Consider the following 15,036-nt stretch of genomic DNA (forward strand, 5'->3'; position numbering starts at 1 on the left):
TTGGCGTGCTCCGTGGACCTGGCCGCTGGCTCATGGCTTCCCCGGTCCGGCGCGAGATGCGCATGGACAAGGCCGGTGATGGTCCGTCGAGGTATCTTTGGCCTCAAGCCTTCTCGTATGCGTTCATCGATTGATGATGGCTTGCCTGTTGGATGCCCGACATTTCGTGGGCATCTCTTGCCGGGCACATGCGCCCCAACCCTTGTCTGTCCTTGGTGGGGCGCATGTCAGTGCTCAGGGGGCCCGGACGGTGTGGTTGCGGACCCGGAACTCGTTGTCGAAGTGGCCGCTCTTGAGCGACACCTTGCCGAGGTCATCGGTGGGGGGCGCGTCGGAGCGGAAGGCGAAGCGGTCGGCGATGAGCACCTCGCTGCCACCGGGAGGCGTCACCCAGACGCTGTATGTCTTCGCACCCAGGTCCGTCCGCATGCGCACGTGGTAGGTGGTGTTGGCCTGGTAGGGCACGCTGGCGAGCGCGGCGTACGCTCCGCCCCGGCGCACGTCGAAGAAGCCACTCGGGTTCATGCGGATGCTCATGGCCAGGCTGGTGTAGGCGGTGACATTGGTCGAGGTGTCCGCATAGCCAATGACGCCGTCGATGAGCTTGCTGAGCGGCGTCACGTCGAACTCGACGAGCCGCACCCCGGTATTGCCGGTGCCCAGGCCCCGCACGCTCTCGGGGAAGCCGAGCGTCGAGAGCCATCCTCCCTGGTTCCACAGCTTGAAGCGGCTCGCCGCCTCGACGAAGTAGTAGTCCCCGTAGATGAGGCTCTTGTCGATGTCCTCGCCCGTCGGCTTGATGGCCGTCTTGTAGAAGGCGGTGCCGTGCAGGAGGATGCCGGGGAAGGCACTGGTGGCCGGGGCCAGGTAGGCCGGGGACGCGAGGCTGTCGAGCGTCGCCAGGGCCGCGCTCTGGTAGCGCTGGGCCACGGCCGGGTCGCTGACATACCTGCTCAACTCCTGGAGCGCCGAGGCGACGATGGCGGCGGCCGAGGAGTCCTTCTGTTGTTGATCCGCAGGCGCGTTGAAGTCCCAGTTGGGGACGAAGTCCGCGGGCAGCCGGGCCAGGTAGTATTCGGTGACCTTCTGCGCGGCCTGGAGCATGCGGGGGTCCCGCGTGTACCGGTAGGCCATGGTGAAGCCGTAGATGGCCCAGGCCTGCCCCCTGGACCAGGTGGAACTGTTGGAGAACCCCTGGAAGGTGCCCTTGGAGAGGATGGCGCCCGAGGTGCTGTAGTCCACCACGTGGAAGGTGCCGCCATCCGCGCGCACCATGTCCGTCGCTGTCTTCAAGGCATGCCGGAGCGCCATGTCGTTCCAGGCGGGGTCACCTCCGTTCCGGGCCGCCCAGAAGAGCAGCTCCAGGTCCATCATCGTGTCCGTGACCATGGGCACATGCCAGGTCCCGTCATTCCAATCGCAGCAATCGATGACGCCCACCGTGGGGTTGAAACGCCGGGCCAGCGAGCCCGCGGCCGTCAACAGCACTTGCCGGTAGGTGTCATTCCCCGTCAGCCGGTACGCGTGGCCGAAGCTGCCCATGAACTTGAAGCCCAGGTCATGGGTGATTTGACGGATGTCCGGGTTGCTCTTCTGGATCTCCAGGCTGCGCGTCCAGGCATCCGCCTTGGTGCTCCAGAAGGGATCCCTCCCCTGTTCGTACATGAGCCAGAGCTGGCCCGGGAAGAAGCCCTGCACCCAGTCGATGTTGGCGGTGTTGGCGACCGTCCTCCACGGGCCGTTGGTCGTGGCCTTGGGGTATTGGGTGGTGGGGATCGCGGGATTCGTGGCCGTGGCGCGTAGCTTTTGTTGGGCGGCTTGTAGGACTCGATCCGCCGCGGCTTCATCGAAGGCGCTGGCTGGAGCCGCCACGAGCATGCACAGACATCCCACCAACAGCCAGAGGATGGATTTCCTGCGTGACGCCAGTCCGGTTTGCGGCCAGACGAGCGCGGCCGTCCTTTCCAACACGGGCACACTCCGTCCCTGGATGCTTCGTTCCCTGTTCATGTCCTTCTCCTGGTGAGCCCACACGTGGGCATGGAGATGGAGTGGGTCTCTTGTGGTTGTGATGTTTTCTCATGGCTCGGATGTCCAAACCCGCCCCCGAGATAGGACATGGCTGTCAGGGGAGCTGAACCTCCGTGTGCTCGCGTACCGTGAAATCAAGGGTTTGCGTGCGGAACGGGACTTGCTGTGGCGCGAGGTCCCCTTTCCTGGAGGATGACAGACATGACGCGAAAGCATCTGGCCGTGCTGTGGGCGGCTTTGTCGTTGGTGGGCTGTGGTGGTGGTGGTGGTTCGGGCTTTGGAGCGGCCCCGGGCGGTTCGCAGGACATCGCGCTGGCTCGGACGAAGATCGACCAAGGGCAGATACCGAGGCCGGAGGACTTCGTCGCCGAGGGGCTCTTCGCGGAGCATGACCTGCCCCTGGACGGCCCGCCCTGCGAGCAGGTGCTGTGTCTGAGCACGGCGACGGGAATCGCGCCGGCCCTCGACACGGGGCGTCAGGAGGTGTTCGTGCAGGTGGGGTTCTCCTCGGGCGTGGACCCGGCCACCTTCCGCCGCAAGCCGCTCGACGTGGCGCTGGTCATCGACCGCTCGGGCTCCATGGCGGGCGAGGCGATGGAGGCGGTGAAGGCCGCCGCGCGCACGCTGGTGGACAAGCTGGACCAGAACGACACCCTCTCGCTGGTCATCTTCGATAACTCGGTCAGCACGCTGGTGTCGCAGGGCCCCGTCAAGGATCGCGCGGCGCTCAAGCGCTCCATCGGCACGATCCAGGATGCGGGCGGCACGTGTATCGAATGTGGGCTGCGCGAGGGGTTCAAGCAGCTCGCCACGCGGAAGGTGGATCCGTCACGGGCCCGGCGGCTCTTCCTCTTCACGGATGCGATGCCCAACGTGGGCGCCACGGGCGATGGCGAGTTCATGGAGTTGCTGCGTGAAAACTCCCAGAAGGGCAGGGACACGACGGTGTTCGGCGTGAACATCGCGTTCGGGCAGGAGCTCGTCACGAAGATGTCGGCCGTGCGCGGCTCCAACTACTTCTACCTGAGCGACGCGGAGCGGACGCGGAAGGTGTTCGACGAGGACTTCGACTTCCTGGTGACGCCCATCGCCTACGACTTGAAGATGGCGCTCACGCCGGCCGAGGGCTCCCGGGTGGAAGCGGTGTACGGCCTGCCCGGAGTGGATCCCGGGGCGAGCCAGGCGGTGATGGACGTGGCCACGGTGTTCCTCTCGCGGCGCCGGGGCGCGGTGCTGGTGCGGCTCAGCCGGCCGGAGCAGGGGCAGGTGCCGCCCAACCAGCAGCTGGTGACGAGCGCGTTCTCCTACAACGCGGCGGAGGGGAACTCGGGCACGTCGGCCACCCTCACGGCGAGCTACGAGGGCAGCGAGCCGCTCGTGTCCTCGGAGGCGTGGTACTCGCAGCGCACGGTGCGCAAGACGGTGGCGCTGACGAACTTCATCCTGGGGGCCCGGATGGCCTGCGACAAATGGATGAAGGGCGAGCAGGCGCAGGCTCGCGAGCTGGCGGACCGGACGGCGGAGCTGCTGCGCTCGGAGGCGGAGGTGCTGGACGACGCGCCGCTGCGCACCGAGGCGGAGCTCGCGAGCAAGCTCGCCGCGTTGATGGTGCGCTGAAGAACCCCAAGAACCCCTCTCCCCCTGGGAGAGGGAGGGGGTGAGGGGGGTCACGGGCCCTGGGTCGAGCCCGTTACCTGGGGCACCTTGCCCGGGGCCGCAGGACGCGTGGGCCAACGCATGGTCCACGTCGCGACCTGGAACAGCCCCTTCTCGTTGGGAACATGGGCGGCCACCATGGCCACGTCGCCGTTCACCGCGGAGGTCAGCGACGTGTCCATGCCGAACTCATTCCACACGAGCCGGGTCCGCGCGGGCCCGTAGGAATAGGTCTCCCAGGTGCTGAACACCAGTTGGTAGTACTCGTTGATCCAGAAGACGCCGCGCTCGGAGCCGTTCTGCAGCGGCTCGGAGATCAACGAGAGTCCCATGGGGCCATCGAGGACCTTTCCGAACCAGGTACAGCGCTGCTCGAGGGTGGCGATCTTCAGGTGGCAGCGCCGGGCATCGCCCAGGTGGGTGATGTGGATCCACTCCACGTTCGTGCCGTCGCTGATGACGGCGACGGTCGTCCCGAAATTGAGGAAGACGCGTTTGAGGACGGCCTGCTCGGTCTCGGCGGACATGCCCGGGACCTTGGGCCACCGGTTGACGGTCCGGATGGTGGGCGGGACCTTGGATTCGGGGATGACCTTGGGCTCGGCCGAGGGCTTTCCATCGAGGCCGTACGGCCGGGAGTAGTAGCGGTCCTCGATGGACGAGCGGTACGTCACGACGAAGCCCTGCTCCGAGCGGCGGACGTCCGGGTAGACCTCACCGGGAGGTGTCTGGTGCGCGTGGGCGAGGGTGCCCGTCATCCACATGGCGAGCAGGACTCCGCGCATCCACACCTGGGGGTTCTGGTTCATCATCCCCCGAGCCTACCCGAGAGCCCGGACCTCGTGGACCTCCCCCAAGGTCATTCGCGGGGCCGGGCCGTCTCCACCTCGGGGTCCGGCGTCCCCTGGAGGTAGCCGGCCTGCTGGAGGGCCTCGATGGCGGCCTGGCCGATGTGGCCCTGCTCCGCGGTGGTGCTCCGGCGCTTCCACCGCTCGAGCTCCGCGCGGAGGGCGGTGGAGGCCGCTTCGGCCCGGGCGGACTCCTCTCCGGCGATGTCGCGCTGTCCGGAAGGATCCTTCGCCAGGTCATACAGCTCGCGCGGCTTCACGGTGGTGCGCAGGCCGTAGGAGAGCACGGACTCCTTGCCCTCGGGGTTGATGATGACGAGCTCGTCGCCCCGGTACTGCGCGAAGAAGTAGCCCTTGCAGTCGGCGTAGGCGGGGGCCTCGGGGAGCGGCTCGCCCCGGAGCGCGGGGGACAGGTCCCTCCCGTCCAGCCCGGGCGGGTGCGGCACTCCGGCGAGCGAGAGCAGGGTGGGGAACACGTCGATGAGCTGGACCCGGGACGGGATGCGCTGCCCGGCGGCGAGGTTGCCCTCCCAGGCGATGATGAGCGGGACCTGGAGGACGGAATGGTGGGGCGCGACGTGCTCGAGCACGGCACCGTGCTCGCCGAGCCGCTCGCCATGGTCGGCGGTGATGACGACGATGGTGCGCTCCAGCACGCCGTGCTGGTCCAGCGTGGCGAGCATCGCCTGGATCTCCTGGTCCGCGTCCACGATGGCCGAGTCGTAGAGCGCGTTGATGTGCTCCTGCTCGCGGGGCGTGACGTCCCCGGGGGACATGAACTGGTTGTGGTCCTCCTGGGTGAAGGCGTTCTGGAAACGTCCCTCGTAGCCGGGGTCGAACCGGAGTGGCTGCCGGGGGGTGAGCGGGTAGTGGACGTTCTCCAGGTGGAACCAGGCGAAGGTGGGGTGGCCGGCGAACTGCGCGGCGAGCCGCTCGAGCTGCTTCTGCGGCGAGGGCTTGATGAAGACGTTGATGCGGTCGGCGTCGTCGAAGTCGGACAGGTCGATGGGCGGGAAGAGCGCCTGGTCCGTGCCGGCGAAGGTGTCGTAACCGTGCGCGGCGAGGAGCTGGGGAAGGGTGGCGAGGTCGGGCGGGGGCCGCTGCCCGCGCTCCTGGACGCCGGTGTGGAGGGGATAGCGGCCGGTCATCAGGGAGGTGATGGAGGGCCAGGTCAGGCAGGACTGGGCGGTCGCGCGGTCGAACTGGACGCCCGAGCGCGCGATGTGATCGATCATCGGCGAGGTGTTGCGCCCATGGCCATAGGTGCCCAGGCGGTCGGCGCGCAGGGCGTCCACGGTGATGAGCAGGATGTTGGGCGCGGACGAGGCGCTCATGACGCGGGGGGTGGACCAGAGACCGCGCGCCTCGCCCGTGCCGCCGGCGGCCTGGGCCTCCAGGGTGATGCGCGAGCGCTGGCCGGCCTCGCCCTCCAGGCGCAGCCGCTGGTCGTGCCACTTCAGGTCCGCCGGCACCACCTCGTCGAGCAGCACGCGGTCATCCTGGCGGGCGATGAAGCGCACCGGGGCTCCGCGCGAGCCCTGCTCGTGGCCCAGGCCCACCCAGAGCTCGGCGCGCTCGGGCAGGGTGACCTCGAAGGTGTAGCGGCCGCCGGGACGTGCCACGAGCCCCGTGCGCCAGCTGGAGCCCGTGGGGCTGGCGTTGGCGGCGCGGCGGATGAGGCGCGAGAGGATGGGGTTGCCCGGGGTGCGCCAGTCCGGCATGTCCGCGTTCAGCACCTCGATGCGCCGCACGGCGTTGGCCGCGCCGGAGATGACGAGCAGGCCCGCGCCCGCGTTCGAGGGCAGGTGGGCGAAGCGCTGGCACATCCACTGTCCGTTGGGGGCGCGCGAGGACCGCAGGCAGGGGCCCAGCTCCTTACCGGGGAGGGGCCCGTCGATGGGCCGGGGCTGGCCTCCGAAGGCCGCGGCCTCGGCGGCGTCGAGGCTGCGCAGGGTGATGGCGGGGCGGGGGCCGTCGGTGGGGGCCATCAGCACGCGGAGCACGAAGCCGCGCACGGGCTCCACCGGGATGGGCACGGCGAGCGCGGCGTGGCCCGTGGTATCCGGGAAGCTCTCCAGCTCGAGCAGCGCCGGCTCGACGGGGGGCGCCGGGACCTCGAGGGCGTTCGCCAGGGCATCGATGAGCCGCGGGGACGTGGGGGGCGCGGCGTAGGGCCTCAGGGTGAAGGCCAGCCCCAGCGCGCCGGCCAGCAGCACCAGCAGTACGAGCATCCGCGCGCGCATCATTGTTCCTCCCGGTAGACGAGGTGCTCACGCGCGTCCAGCCAGCGCAACGGATCCTGCTCCATCCAGCGCAACAGCTCGGCTCGCAGCGAGGCGGTGACGTCCGGGTGCTCGCTGGACAGGTCCCGCTGCGCGTGGGGATCCGCCTTCAAGTCGAACAGCCGCCAGCGGGGCGACTCGTTCGTCGGCATGTAGACGAGCTCCCAGGGACCCCGCCGCGCGGCGCGGAGCTTGGCGGTCACCGTCCGGTCCATCCACGAGCGCTTGAGCACGAGCGCATTCGTACCGGGCTCGACCTCCAGCAGCTCCAGCAGGGCCGGGTAGGTGAGGGCGCCGGGCGGTTGCGACCGGGGGCCGCCGAGCCAGAGCGTGGTCTCGGCGAAGACGGTGCGGTCCTCGGGGAGCGGCTGGAGCAGGGAGCGGCCGTCGAGGCCCTCGGGCACCTTCAGCTGGAGCGCGTCGAGGAGCGTGGGCATCAGGTCCACCCCGCTGGCGAGCCCCTCGCGGGTGCCGGGCGTGATGCCGGGGCCCTGGAGCAACAGGGCGGTGCGGTTGGCGGCGTCACCGCCCTCGAACCACTTGCCGTGCTCGGTGGTGGTGCCGGGCTCGAAGAGGTTCTCCCCGTGGTCTCCCGTCACGACGAGGAGCCGGTCCTGGACGCCATCGGCCTCGAGCCGCTCGACGAGCCGGCCCACCTCGCGATCGAAGGCCCGGAGGCTGCCGTCGTAGAGGGCGCGGATCTGCTCGATGTCCGTGTCGGCCGGACGGTCGGAGACGCGGGCGAGGTCGTTGAGCTGCTGGAGCTCGTAGGAGTAGCGGCTGGAGCCGGTGTAGTCCGGCCGGGTGTAGGCGTTCGCGTCCGGCATGGGCGGGGCGAAGGGCGCGTGGGTGACGGAGTAGAAGGCCACCAGGAGGAAGGGCTTGTCGCTGGACTCGAGCCGCTCGAGCTGGGCGAGGACGCGCTCGGTGAGGACGGAAGGGTCCGCGTTCACCGGGAGGTAGCGGGCCACGGGGAACAGGCGCTGGCCGAGCGGGCCACTGAAGAAGGCGAGCGCGAGGGGCAGGCGCTGGAAGGACTCACGGTCCGCGAAGACCTCGACGCTCGTTTCGGGAGGGGCGTCGACGACGTCGAAGCCGTAGCGGACGCGGTTGAACATCTCGCCGGCGTAGTCGCTCACCACGGCGGTGTTGTAGCCCTGGGCGGCGAGCACGCGGGGGAGCGTGGGCAGGAGCACGTTGGACACCTCGGCGCGGGGGAAGAGATCCCGGATGCCGTGGCGGTGCGGGTAGACGCCCGTGAGCAGCGAGGTCCACGACGCGGTGGTGCTGGCGATGGGCACGAAGTGGTTGGCCACCCACAGGCTCTTGCTCCGCAGGGCGTCCAGGTGGGGCGTGGTGTCGCGCGGGTTGCCCTCGGAGGTGAAGCGGTCGGGCCGGAGCGAATCGGCGGCGAGGATGATGATGGACCTCCCCTTGGCCTGGGAGGTGTGCTTCATCGGCAGCGCGGAGGCGAGGGCCACGAGGAGCACCGCCCCGCCGCTGAAGAGGGCCTTGCGTCCGAGCAGGAGCCGGTGGTGCCGCACGAGCGCGGCCACGGCCCAGGCGGCACCAAGGCCGAGCAGGAGCAGGTCCAGGTTCCGCTCGCCGAGGCCCTCCACCAGCGCCACCTGGAAGCGCGCACGGAGGCCGCCAGCGCGCCAGAGCATGTCCTCGAAGAGGGCGGGGCGGTGGGCGATGGTCCGAGCCACCTGGGCGGCGGCGAGCAGCGCACCCAGGCCGGCCACCCGGAGGCGGGAGGGACGGAGGCCGAGCCCGAGCAGGAGGACGCGGGCCGCCACGCCGCACAGGGCACCCACGAGCACCACGCCCAGGATGAGCGCGGCCTGGAACCCGAGGATGTGGGCGGTAAGGGCGGACATCTCGTCCCGCACCTGGCCGGTGAGTTGCCGCCACGCGGGGAGCAGGAAGGCGCCGAGCGAGAGCAGGTGCAGGGCCAGGAGGAGGCCGGCGCCCAGGCCAGCCGCCTCGAGCCAGGGCCGTGCCCTCGAGACCCGGGAAGCGGGCGGGTGAGAACTCATGCCGGGCAAGAAACCCGATCCTCCGATGGGCATGCAAGGAATTGCGGCCGGGAAGCTCCCCTGCCCGTCCCCGGTCCCGGCGGGGGGGCGCCCGGAGGGTCATCCCTCACCGGCAGACGGAGTGGGCGGTCTCGTAGGTGCCCACGTGGGCCTCCAGGGTGGCGGTGATGGGCTTCGCGTAGCCGCCCCCGAGGGTGAGCACGATGGGGAGACCGCGGTGCCACGCGGCCTGCAGCACGAACCGGTCGCGCTCGCGCATGCCGGAGTGGGTGAGGGACAGCCGGCCGAGCGAGTCCTCGGCGAGCGGGTCCACCCCGGCTTGGTAGAAGAGGATGTCAGCACCGGCGGCCTCGAGCACCTCGGGCAGGTGGGTGACGAGCACATCGAGGTAGGAGCGATCGTCCACGCCATCGGGCAGCCCCACGTCGCGGCTGGAGCGCTGCTTGCGGAAGGGGAAGTTGTGCTCGCCGTGGATGGAGAAGGTGAAGACGGAGTCATCGCCCTGGAAGACGGCGGCGGTGCCGTTGCCCTGGTGGACGTCGAGGTCCACGACGACGGCGCGCTGGATGCGCCGCTCGGCCTGGAGGACGCGGATGGCCACGGCGATGTCGTTGAAGACGCAGTAGCCCTCGCCATGGTCGGGGAAGGCGTGGTGGGTGCCACCGGCGAGGTTGCCGGAGATGCCGTCCTCGAGGGCGGCGCGGGCGGCGCCCACGGTGCCACCCACGGAGGCGCACGAGCGCACGAGCAGGTTCTCGGACCAGGGGAAGCCCAGGCGGCGGAGCTCGGCCTCGGAGAGGGTGCCGGTCCAGAGGGCGTCGAGATAGCGCGGGGTGTGGACGCGCTCCAGGTCCGTGCGCGAGATGGGGGCGGAGGGCTGGAGCTGGCCGGGGGAGAGCACGCCGCGCTCCAGGAGGAGCTCGCGCAGCAGCCGGTACTTCTCCATGGGGAAGCGGTGCCCGGGAGGGAGGGGGACGGCGTATTGGTCGCAGTGGAAGACGCGCACGGGTGGACAGGCGTAGCGCCTGGGCGGAGCGGGTGCAACGGGAGGCGTTAGACCGAAGGGGAGGCTCGTCCGTTACACCAGCGAGCGCGCGCTGGAATTTCGACCCGGATTACCTCTCCCGGAGCCCTGCCATGACCCTGAAGTCCGTTTCGCGCCCCGTGTTCGGGGCCGCGCTGGCCCTCGTTGCGTTCGCGTCTCCCCTGGCCCTCGCCGAGGCGCCCCAGAAGCCCGCCCAGGCCCAGGTGCAGCAGGGGGCACAGGTCCAGCCCCCGCCATCCCAGCAGCAGCAGATGCGTCCGAGGATCGACGTGGTGTTCGTGCTGGACACGACGGGCTCGATGTCGGGGCTGATCGAGGGCGCGAAGCAGAAGATCTTCTCCATCGCGTCGCGCATCGCGCAGGGCAAGCCCACGCCCCAGGTGAGGGTGGGGCTGGTGGCGTACCGGGACGTGGGGGACGCCTACGTGACGAAACGGTACGAGCTGACGGCGGATCTGGACGGCCTCTTCACGCATCTGCGGAAGCTGGAGGCGGACGGAGGCGGTGACACGCCGGAGCACGTGGGGCGTGGGTTGGGCGAGGCGGTGTCGAAGCTGTCGTGGGACCAGAGCCGGGAGACGATGAAGCTCATCTTCCTGGTGGGGGACGCGCCGCCGGCGCAGCGCAACGACGACTGGAACTTCAAGCACTGGGTGAAGAGGGCGGCGGAGAAGCACATCGTGGTGAACACGGTGAGGTGCGGAGGGGATCCGGAGACGGAGACGCACTGGAAGCTGGCGGCGAAGACGACGGATGGGCGGTACGAGTCGCTGGAGCAGTCGGGAGGGATGGTGGCGGTGGCGACGCCGTATGACGCGGAGCTGGCGAAGGTGAACGCGGAGCTGGCGAGCAAGACGCTGTACGCGGGGAAGAAGGAAGCGCAGGTGGCGAACCGGGCGAGGGCGGAGCAGATGGCGACCCTGGCGCCGGAGGCGGCGGCGGAGCGCATCCAGTTCCTGAAGACGACGCGTGGAGCGGGGAAGGGAGCGGGGGCCGCCGCGTCGGTGAGCAGCGCGCCGGAGTCGGTGGGAGGAGCGGTGGATCTGGCGGCGCAGCCGGAGGCGTTGGCGAGCGTGAAGGCCGACGAGCTGCCGCAGGAGTTGAAGGGGCTGGACGCGGAGGGGCGGGACGCGAAGGTGAAGCAGCTGGCGGGGGAGAGGAAGGCGCTGGAGGAGAAGGCGGCGAAGCTGGCGGCGGAGCGGGACGCGTGGAGGGCGAAGAACGTGGAGGAGAAGGAGGACTCGTTCGACGCGAACGTGATGAAGGGAGTGAAGGAGAAGGCGGCGAAGTACGGCCTGACCTACTGAGTGGCCCCAATCACCCAGCCACACTGACTCCTCGCCCCAATCACCCCTCTCCCCTCGGGAGAGGGACGGGGTGAGGGTATCTGGAGCACACGGGTTGCGAGTACCTTGGGGCCGCATGTCCCTTGTCCGCAATCCGGCTCCCACCGTGTCATTCCGTTGGGTGGTGTTGTTCCTCCTGGCCTTCATGGAAGGCTGTACGTCGATGGGCTCGGGCCGGACGAAGCCCGAGCTTCCCGCGGGAGAAATCCTCTACATCCGGGGAGCCGACCTCTGGATCCAATCCCTGGATAGCGGACGACACCGACCGCTGACCTCCAGTGGGAAGGTGATGATCGAGCCAGCGGGACACATGCCGCCTGGCTGGAGGGGCGTGGCCATCTCGCCCGATGGGAAGCAGGTGGCGTACGTCGAGAACCACCTCTCCGATGCTCCTGGTTCGAGCCAGGGCGGGGTGGGCCGCTGGAACATGCTTTTCGTCGTCAATGCGGACGGGACGGGACGCCGCAAGCTGGTGGACCTGACGCGGCAGCGGGTACCGGAGGGGCAGTACGTCCGAGCGGGCCGCTTCCTCTGGTCCGATGACGGGAAGAGCATCGCTTATGTCCTCGCGAGCAGTCCCATGAAGGCTCTCTCGGGGAGCTGCGCGAACGTGACCTTTCACTCCGTGGACGTGGCCTCGGGCCGTGGCACCTCCCTGTTCGAGGCGCGTCCCCTGGATGACGTCACACTGCTGGGCTGGAGCCCGGCACGCGCGGAGCTCGCCTTCCATGACGGGTGCGGTTTTCAGGAGGGAGATGAGCCCAGTCCCATACCGAAAGGCCGTGTGACGCTGGTGCGGGTGAGCGACATGAAGATGCGGCAGCGGTATGCGCTCCATCCCTCGATGTCTCCGGATGGGACCTTCGTCTTCATTCCCTTGCAACCGGGCGTCCATGCTCCACCCGCCCTCTACCGGACGGAGGAGCTGGGTGGGGCGCCCGCCGTGCCCATTGCGCTGCCAGCCGGGCATGAAGGGCGCATCCACTGGCTGCACCAGGCTCCTGCCGCACTCATCAGCTCCACGGCGTGGGAGTTACCTTTTCTGGAGTGCGTGGGCACGGAGCCGCAACCGCGGGTGCTATTCAGGTTGGACTTGGGGACGGGGGCACTTCAGAGGGTGAGGGAAGATGCTCGCGCGCTGAAGGTGGTGGCCATCAGCCCCGATGGAACGCACGCGCTCGTTGGTATCATCACGGGTGAGGACGATCGGTTCTACGGCCGCTGCGTGGGCCGGCCTGTCGAGCGGCTGTTCCTGGTACGTCTGGATGAGCTCGCGAGCGAGCTGCCCATCCAGGAACTCAAGCGCCGCGCCAGGCCTCTCACGCCGCCTCGCCTGTGGAGTGGCGTGGATGCCTTCAACGAGTACGTGGGCTGGGTGCGCTGACTACGGCCAGCGCACGTTGCCGCCAACGGCCATGGCCGAGCCGACGAACGGAGTCATCGTCTTGAAACCCGTCGGGGGAGTCATGGGGGTGGTGCTGGCCACGCCGAGCTGGGTGATGCCGTGGGGGAGGAGCCGCTCGAGGTTCCAGCTCCTGCCCTGGAAGTGGAACGTCGTGCTGGAGCGCAGGGCCGCGGAGAACAGGTTGGTGCCGAGCGGACCCACGGAGGTGCCCACCACGGAGGACAGCCGCTGGAAGGTGGCGATGGGCTCGCCGCGAGAGAACGTCTCCGGGCGGGAGAAGTCCCCACAGGGCTCGCGGTTGAGGTACAGCGTGAAGCTGCCGGTGGTGTCGAGCGACACCGACAGGTCACCATTCTGGAACTTCCGGGCGGTGAAGGGCTCGGCGCGGAAGGTGAAGAAGGCCGAGCCCTCACCGTGATGAGGGCCATTGAAGAGGGGCTCGATGCCCCCGAGGTGGGCGAAGTAGCCCAGGTCCTGCAGGGACCCATCCTGGGCCTCGTAGAAGCGCCCGATGGCGTACCAGACGACTCCAGCGATGGGGTGCGGGTCCATGGCCGTTACCTCCGAGACTCACGCGTGGGCGCGCAGGAACTCCACGAGGGGAGGATTGACGGCGTCGGGGTGGGTCATGTTGGCGGCGTGGGCGGCACCGGGGACGAGGACGAGGCGCGTGCTGCCGGGGAGGCTCTTGTGGAGGAGCTCGCCCTCGGAGGGGGGAATGCCGGTGTCATCGGTGCCGTGGAACACGATGGCGGGGCAGCGGATGTCACCGAGCCGGGGCCGGATGTCATCGCGGTCGATGAGGTTGTTCATCGCGGCGACGAAGTGGTCCTTGGGGGTCTGGCGCCAGCGGTCGAGCCAGGGGGAGTGGAAGCGGGAGTCGCCGATGATGCCGCCGGCGAGGAACTGGATGATGTTCTCGGTGGCGCCCGGGGTGCCCCAGAGGTCGCGCGTCTGGAGGTAGCCGGCGCGGACTTCGGGCTCGTCGATGGTGCCGCGGGTGCTCATGAGGACGAGGGCGCGGACGCGGTCGGGGTAGCGGAGGGCGACGCGGAGGGCGCAGTAGCCGCCCTGGGACATGCCGCCGACGACGGCCTGGCGGATGCCGAGGTGGTCGAGCAGGGCGATGCAGTCCGCGGCGGAGTCATAGAGGTCGAAGGGCTTGCCATCCCAGCGGGTGCGGCCGAAGCCGCGGGCGTCCCAGCGGATGACGCGGAACGCGGGGGCGAGCGCCTGGACCTGCGCGTCGAACATGCGGCTGTCCATGAGGAAGCCATGCGCGAGGATGAGGGCGGGACCGGAGTCGCCGGAGTCCTCGAAATAGATGCCTTGGTGGTTGAGTTCGGCGATGGGCATGGGCGCGTTCTAGCACGTGCTCAATCCTCGTCACGGGTATCCATCAGCTCGCGGAGGTAGCGCTCGCGATGGAGGAGGAAGTCGCGAGTCAGGCGGTAGTGCTCGGTGTCCTCGTAGGCAATGGGGGCGAGCCCCTGCTTGGACAACCAGTAGATGCGCGAGTCTGGGTAGGCCAGGAGGATGGGCGAGTGCGTGGCGATGAGGAGTTGCGAGGACTTGCGGCGGGCCAGGTCGTCGATGTGGCGCAGCAGGGTGAGCTGGTGCTGGGGTGACAGGGCGGCCTCGGGCTCGTCGAGGATATAGAGGCCGTTGGCCCAGAAGCGGTTGCGCACGAGCATCAGGAACGACTCGCCGTGGGACTGCTCGTGCGGCGAGACGCCACCATAGGCGTCCTGGAGGATGTCCGGCATCTGTTCCAGCACGGTGCCCACGTTGAAGTAACTCTCCGCGCGCAGGAAGAAGCCGGTGCGAGGGCGGCGATAACCTCGGATGAGCCGGAGAAACCGATGCAGCTCGGATTCGGAGCTGCGGGTGGAGAAGTTGAAGCTGCGCGTGCCTCCTTCGGGGTTGAACCCCGCGGTGGCGGCGATGGCCTCGAGCAACGTGGATTTCCCGCTGCCGTTCTCCCCGGCGAAGAAGGTGACACGCGGGTGGAGCTCCAGATTTTCGAGCTCGCGCACCACGGGTAGGTTGAACGGGTAGCGGTTGAAGTCCGGTACCTGCTCGCGCAGGAGCGTCACCGTACGGATGAAGGTCGGGTCCATGGTTCTCGCGGTTGCCTCGTGGCCGAGGATACACGAGCCGGATTGTCGGGCTCGGATGCCCGATGTAGCGTCGGAAGACATGAGTCGCTGGATGATGCCGCTCCTGGTCCTGATGTGCGCATGCGTGCGAGGCCCCTATCCCTACCCGGTGGCGTATGGAGCGGGACCGTCCACGGGACGCTTGGAGCAGAGCCTGGACTCGGCTTCGAGCGCCTGCCGACAGAACCCGGCGTACTGCACCGCCATGGCGGGTGAGGAGACGAT

11 protein-coding genes are annotated in these 15,036 nt (G+C 69.0%); 3 read left to right on the plus strand and 8 right to left on the minus strand.

Translation table 11 applies throughout. The features are described from left to right. Positions 1-234: 234 nt before the first annotated feature. On the minus strand, positions 235-2,010 hold the full coding sequence (locus tag BO221_RS18195) for a glycoside hydrolase family 88 protein (protein WP_083681140.1): 1,776 nt from the start codon (positions 2,008-2,010) through the stop codon (positions 235-237). A gap of 222 nt (positions 2,011-2,232) precedes the next feature. Between BO221_RS18195 and BO221_RS18200 the strand changes: the two genes are divergently transcribed. Further along, complete coding sequence (locus BO221_RS18200) at positions 2,233-3,648, plus strand: VWA domain-containing protein (RefSeq protein ID WP_073561711.1); 1,416 nt, start codon at positions 2,233-2,235, stop codon at positions 3,646-3,648. A 50-nt stretch (positions 3,649-3,698) separates the two neighbouring features. Here BO221_RS18200 and BO221_RS18205 read toward each other — a convergent pair whose 3' ends face one another. The 4 genes from BO221_RS18205 to BO221_RS18220 all read right to left on the minus strand — a co-directional run bounded on the left by BO221_RS18205 (position 3,699) and on the right by BO221_RS18220 (position 9,862). Next, positions 3,699-4,499 carry a hypothetical protein gene (locus tag BO221_RS18205; protein ID WP_073561712.1) on the minus strand — a complete coding sequence of 267 codons (801 nt, stop codon included), beginning with the start codon at positions 4,497-4,499 and terminating at the stop codon, positions 3,699-3,701. Between the two features lie 47 nt (positions 4,500-4,546). Then, positions 4,547-6,781, minus strand: coding sequence for a sulfatase (locus BO221_RS18210; protein ID WP_083681142.1), 2,235 nt, complete (start codon positions 6,779-6,781; stop codon positions 4,547-4,549). Next, a complete protein-coding gene (locus tag BO221_RS18215) occupies positions 6,778-8,856 on the minus strand; it encodes a sulfatase (RefSeq protein WP_143195522.1) in 2,079 nt (692 codons plus the stop codon). Before BO221_RS18215 ends, BO221_RS18210 begins: the two co-directional genes overlap by 4 nt. 106 nt (positions 8,857-8,962) lie before the next feature. Then, on the minus strand, positions 8,963-9,862 hold the full coding sequence (locus BO221_RS18220; protein ID WP_073561715.1) for a histone deacetylase: 900 nt from the start codon (positions 9,860-9,862) through the stop codon (positions 8,963-8,965). Between the two features lie 131 nt (positions 9,863-9,993). Here BO221_RS18220 and BO221_RS18225 point away from each other — a divergent pair, with 131 nt between their 5' ends. Both BO221_RS18225 and BO221_RS18230 read left to right on the plus strand, forming a co-directional pair. Beyond that, entirely contained in the window at positions 9,994-11,208 is a 1,215-nt protein-coding gene (locus tag BO221_RS18225; protein ID WP_073561716.1) for a VWA domain-containing protein, read from the plus strand. Positions 11,209-11,323: 115 nt separating this feature from the next. Next, complete coding sequence (locus BO221_RS18230; RefSeq protein ID WP_073561717.1) at positions 11,324-12,631, plus strand: hypothetical protein; 1,308 nt, start codon at positions 11,324-11,326, stop codon at positions 12,629-12,631. Here BO221_RS18230 and BO221_RS18235 read toward each other — a convergent pair whose 3' ends face one another. Genes BO221_RS18235 through BO221_RS18245 form a run of 3 tightly spaced genes read right to left on the minus strand, consistent with a single transcriptional unit; the run spans position 12,632 to position 14,772 of the window. Beyond that, positions 12,632-13,204 carry a hypothetical protein gene (locus BO221_RS18235; protein WP_073561718.1) on the minus strand — a complete coding sequence of 191 codons (573 nt, stop codon included), beginning with the start codon at positions 13,202-13,204 and terminating at the stop codon, positions 12,632-12,634. It abuts the gene before it with no gap. A gap of 18 nt (positions 13,205-13,222) precedes the next feature. Beyond that, entirely contained in the window at positions 13,223-14,008 is a 786-nt protein-coding gene (locus tag BO221_RS18240) for an alpha/beta fold hydrolase (protein WP_073561719.1), read from the minus strand. Positions 14,009-14,028: 20 nt separating this feature from the next. Beyond that, positions 14,029-14,772: an AAA family ATPase gene (locus BO221_RS18245; protein WP_073561720.1), complete on the minus strand. Its 744-nt coding sequence runs from the start codon at positions 14,770-14,772 to the stop codon at positions 14,029-14,031. Between the last annotated feature and the right edge of the window lie 264 nt (positions 14,773-15,036).

Origin of the sequence: Archangium sp. Cb G35, from assembly GCF_001896145.1 — a bacterium.
Lineage (GTDB): Bacteria > Myxococcota > Myxococcia > Myxococcales > Myxococcaceae > Archangium > Archangium violaceum.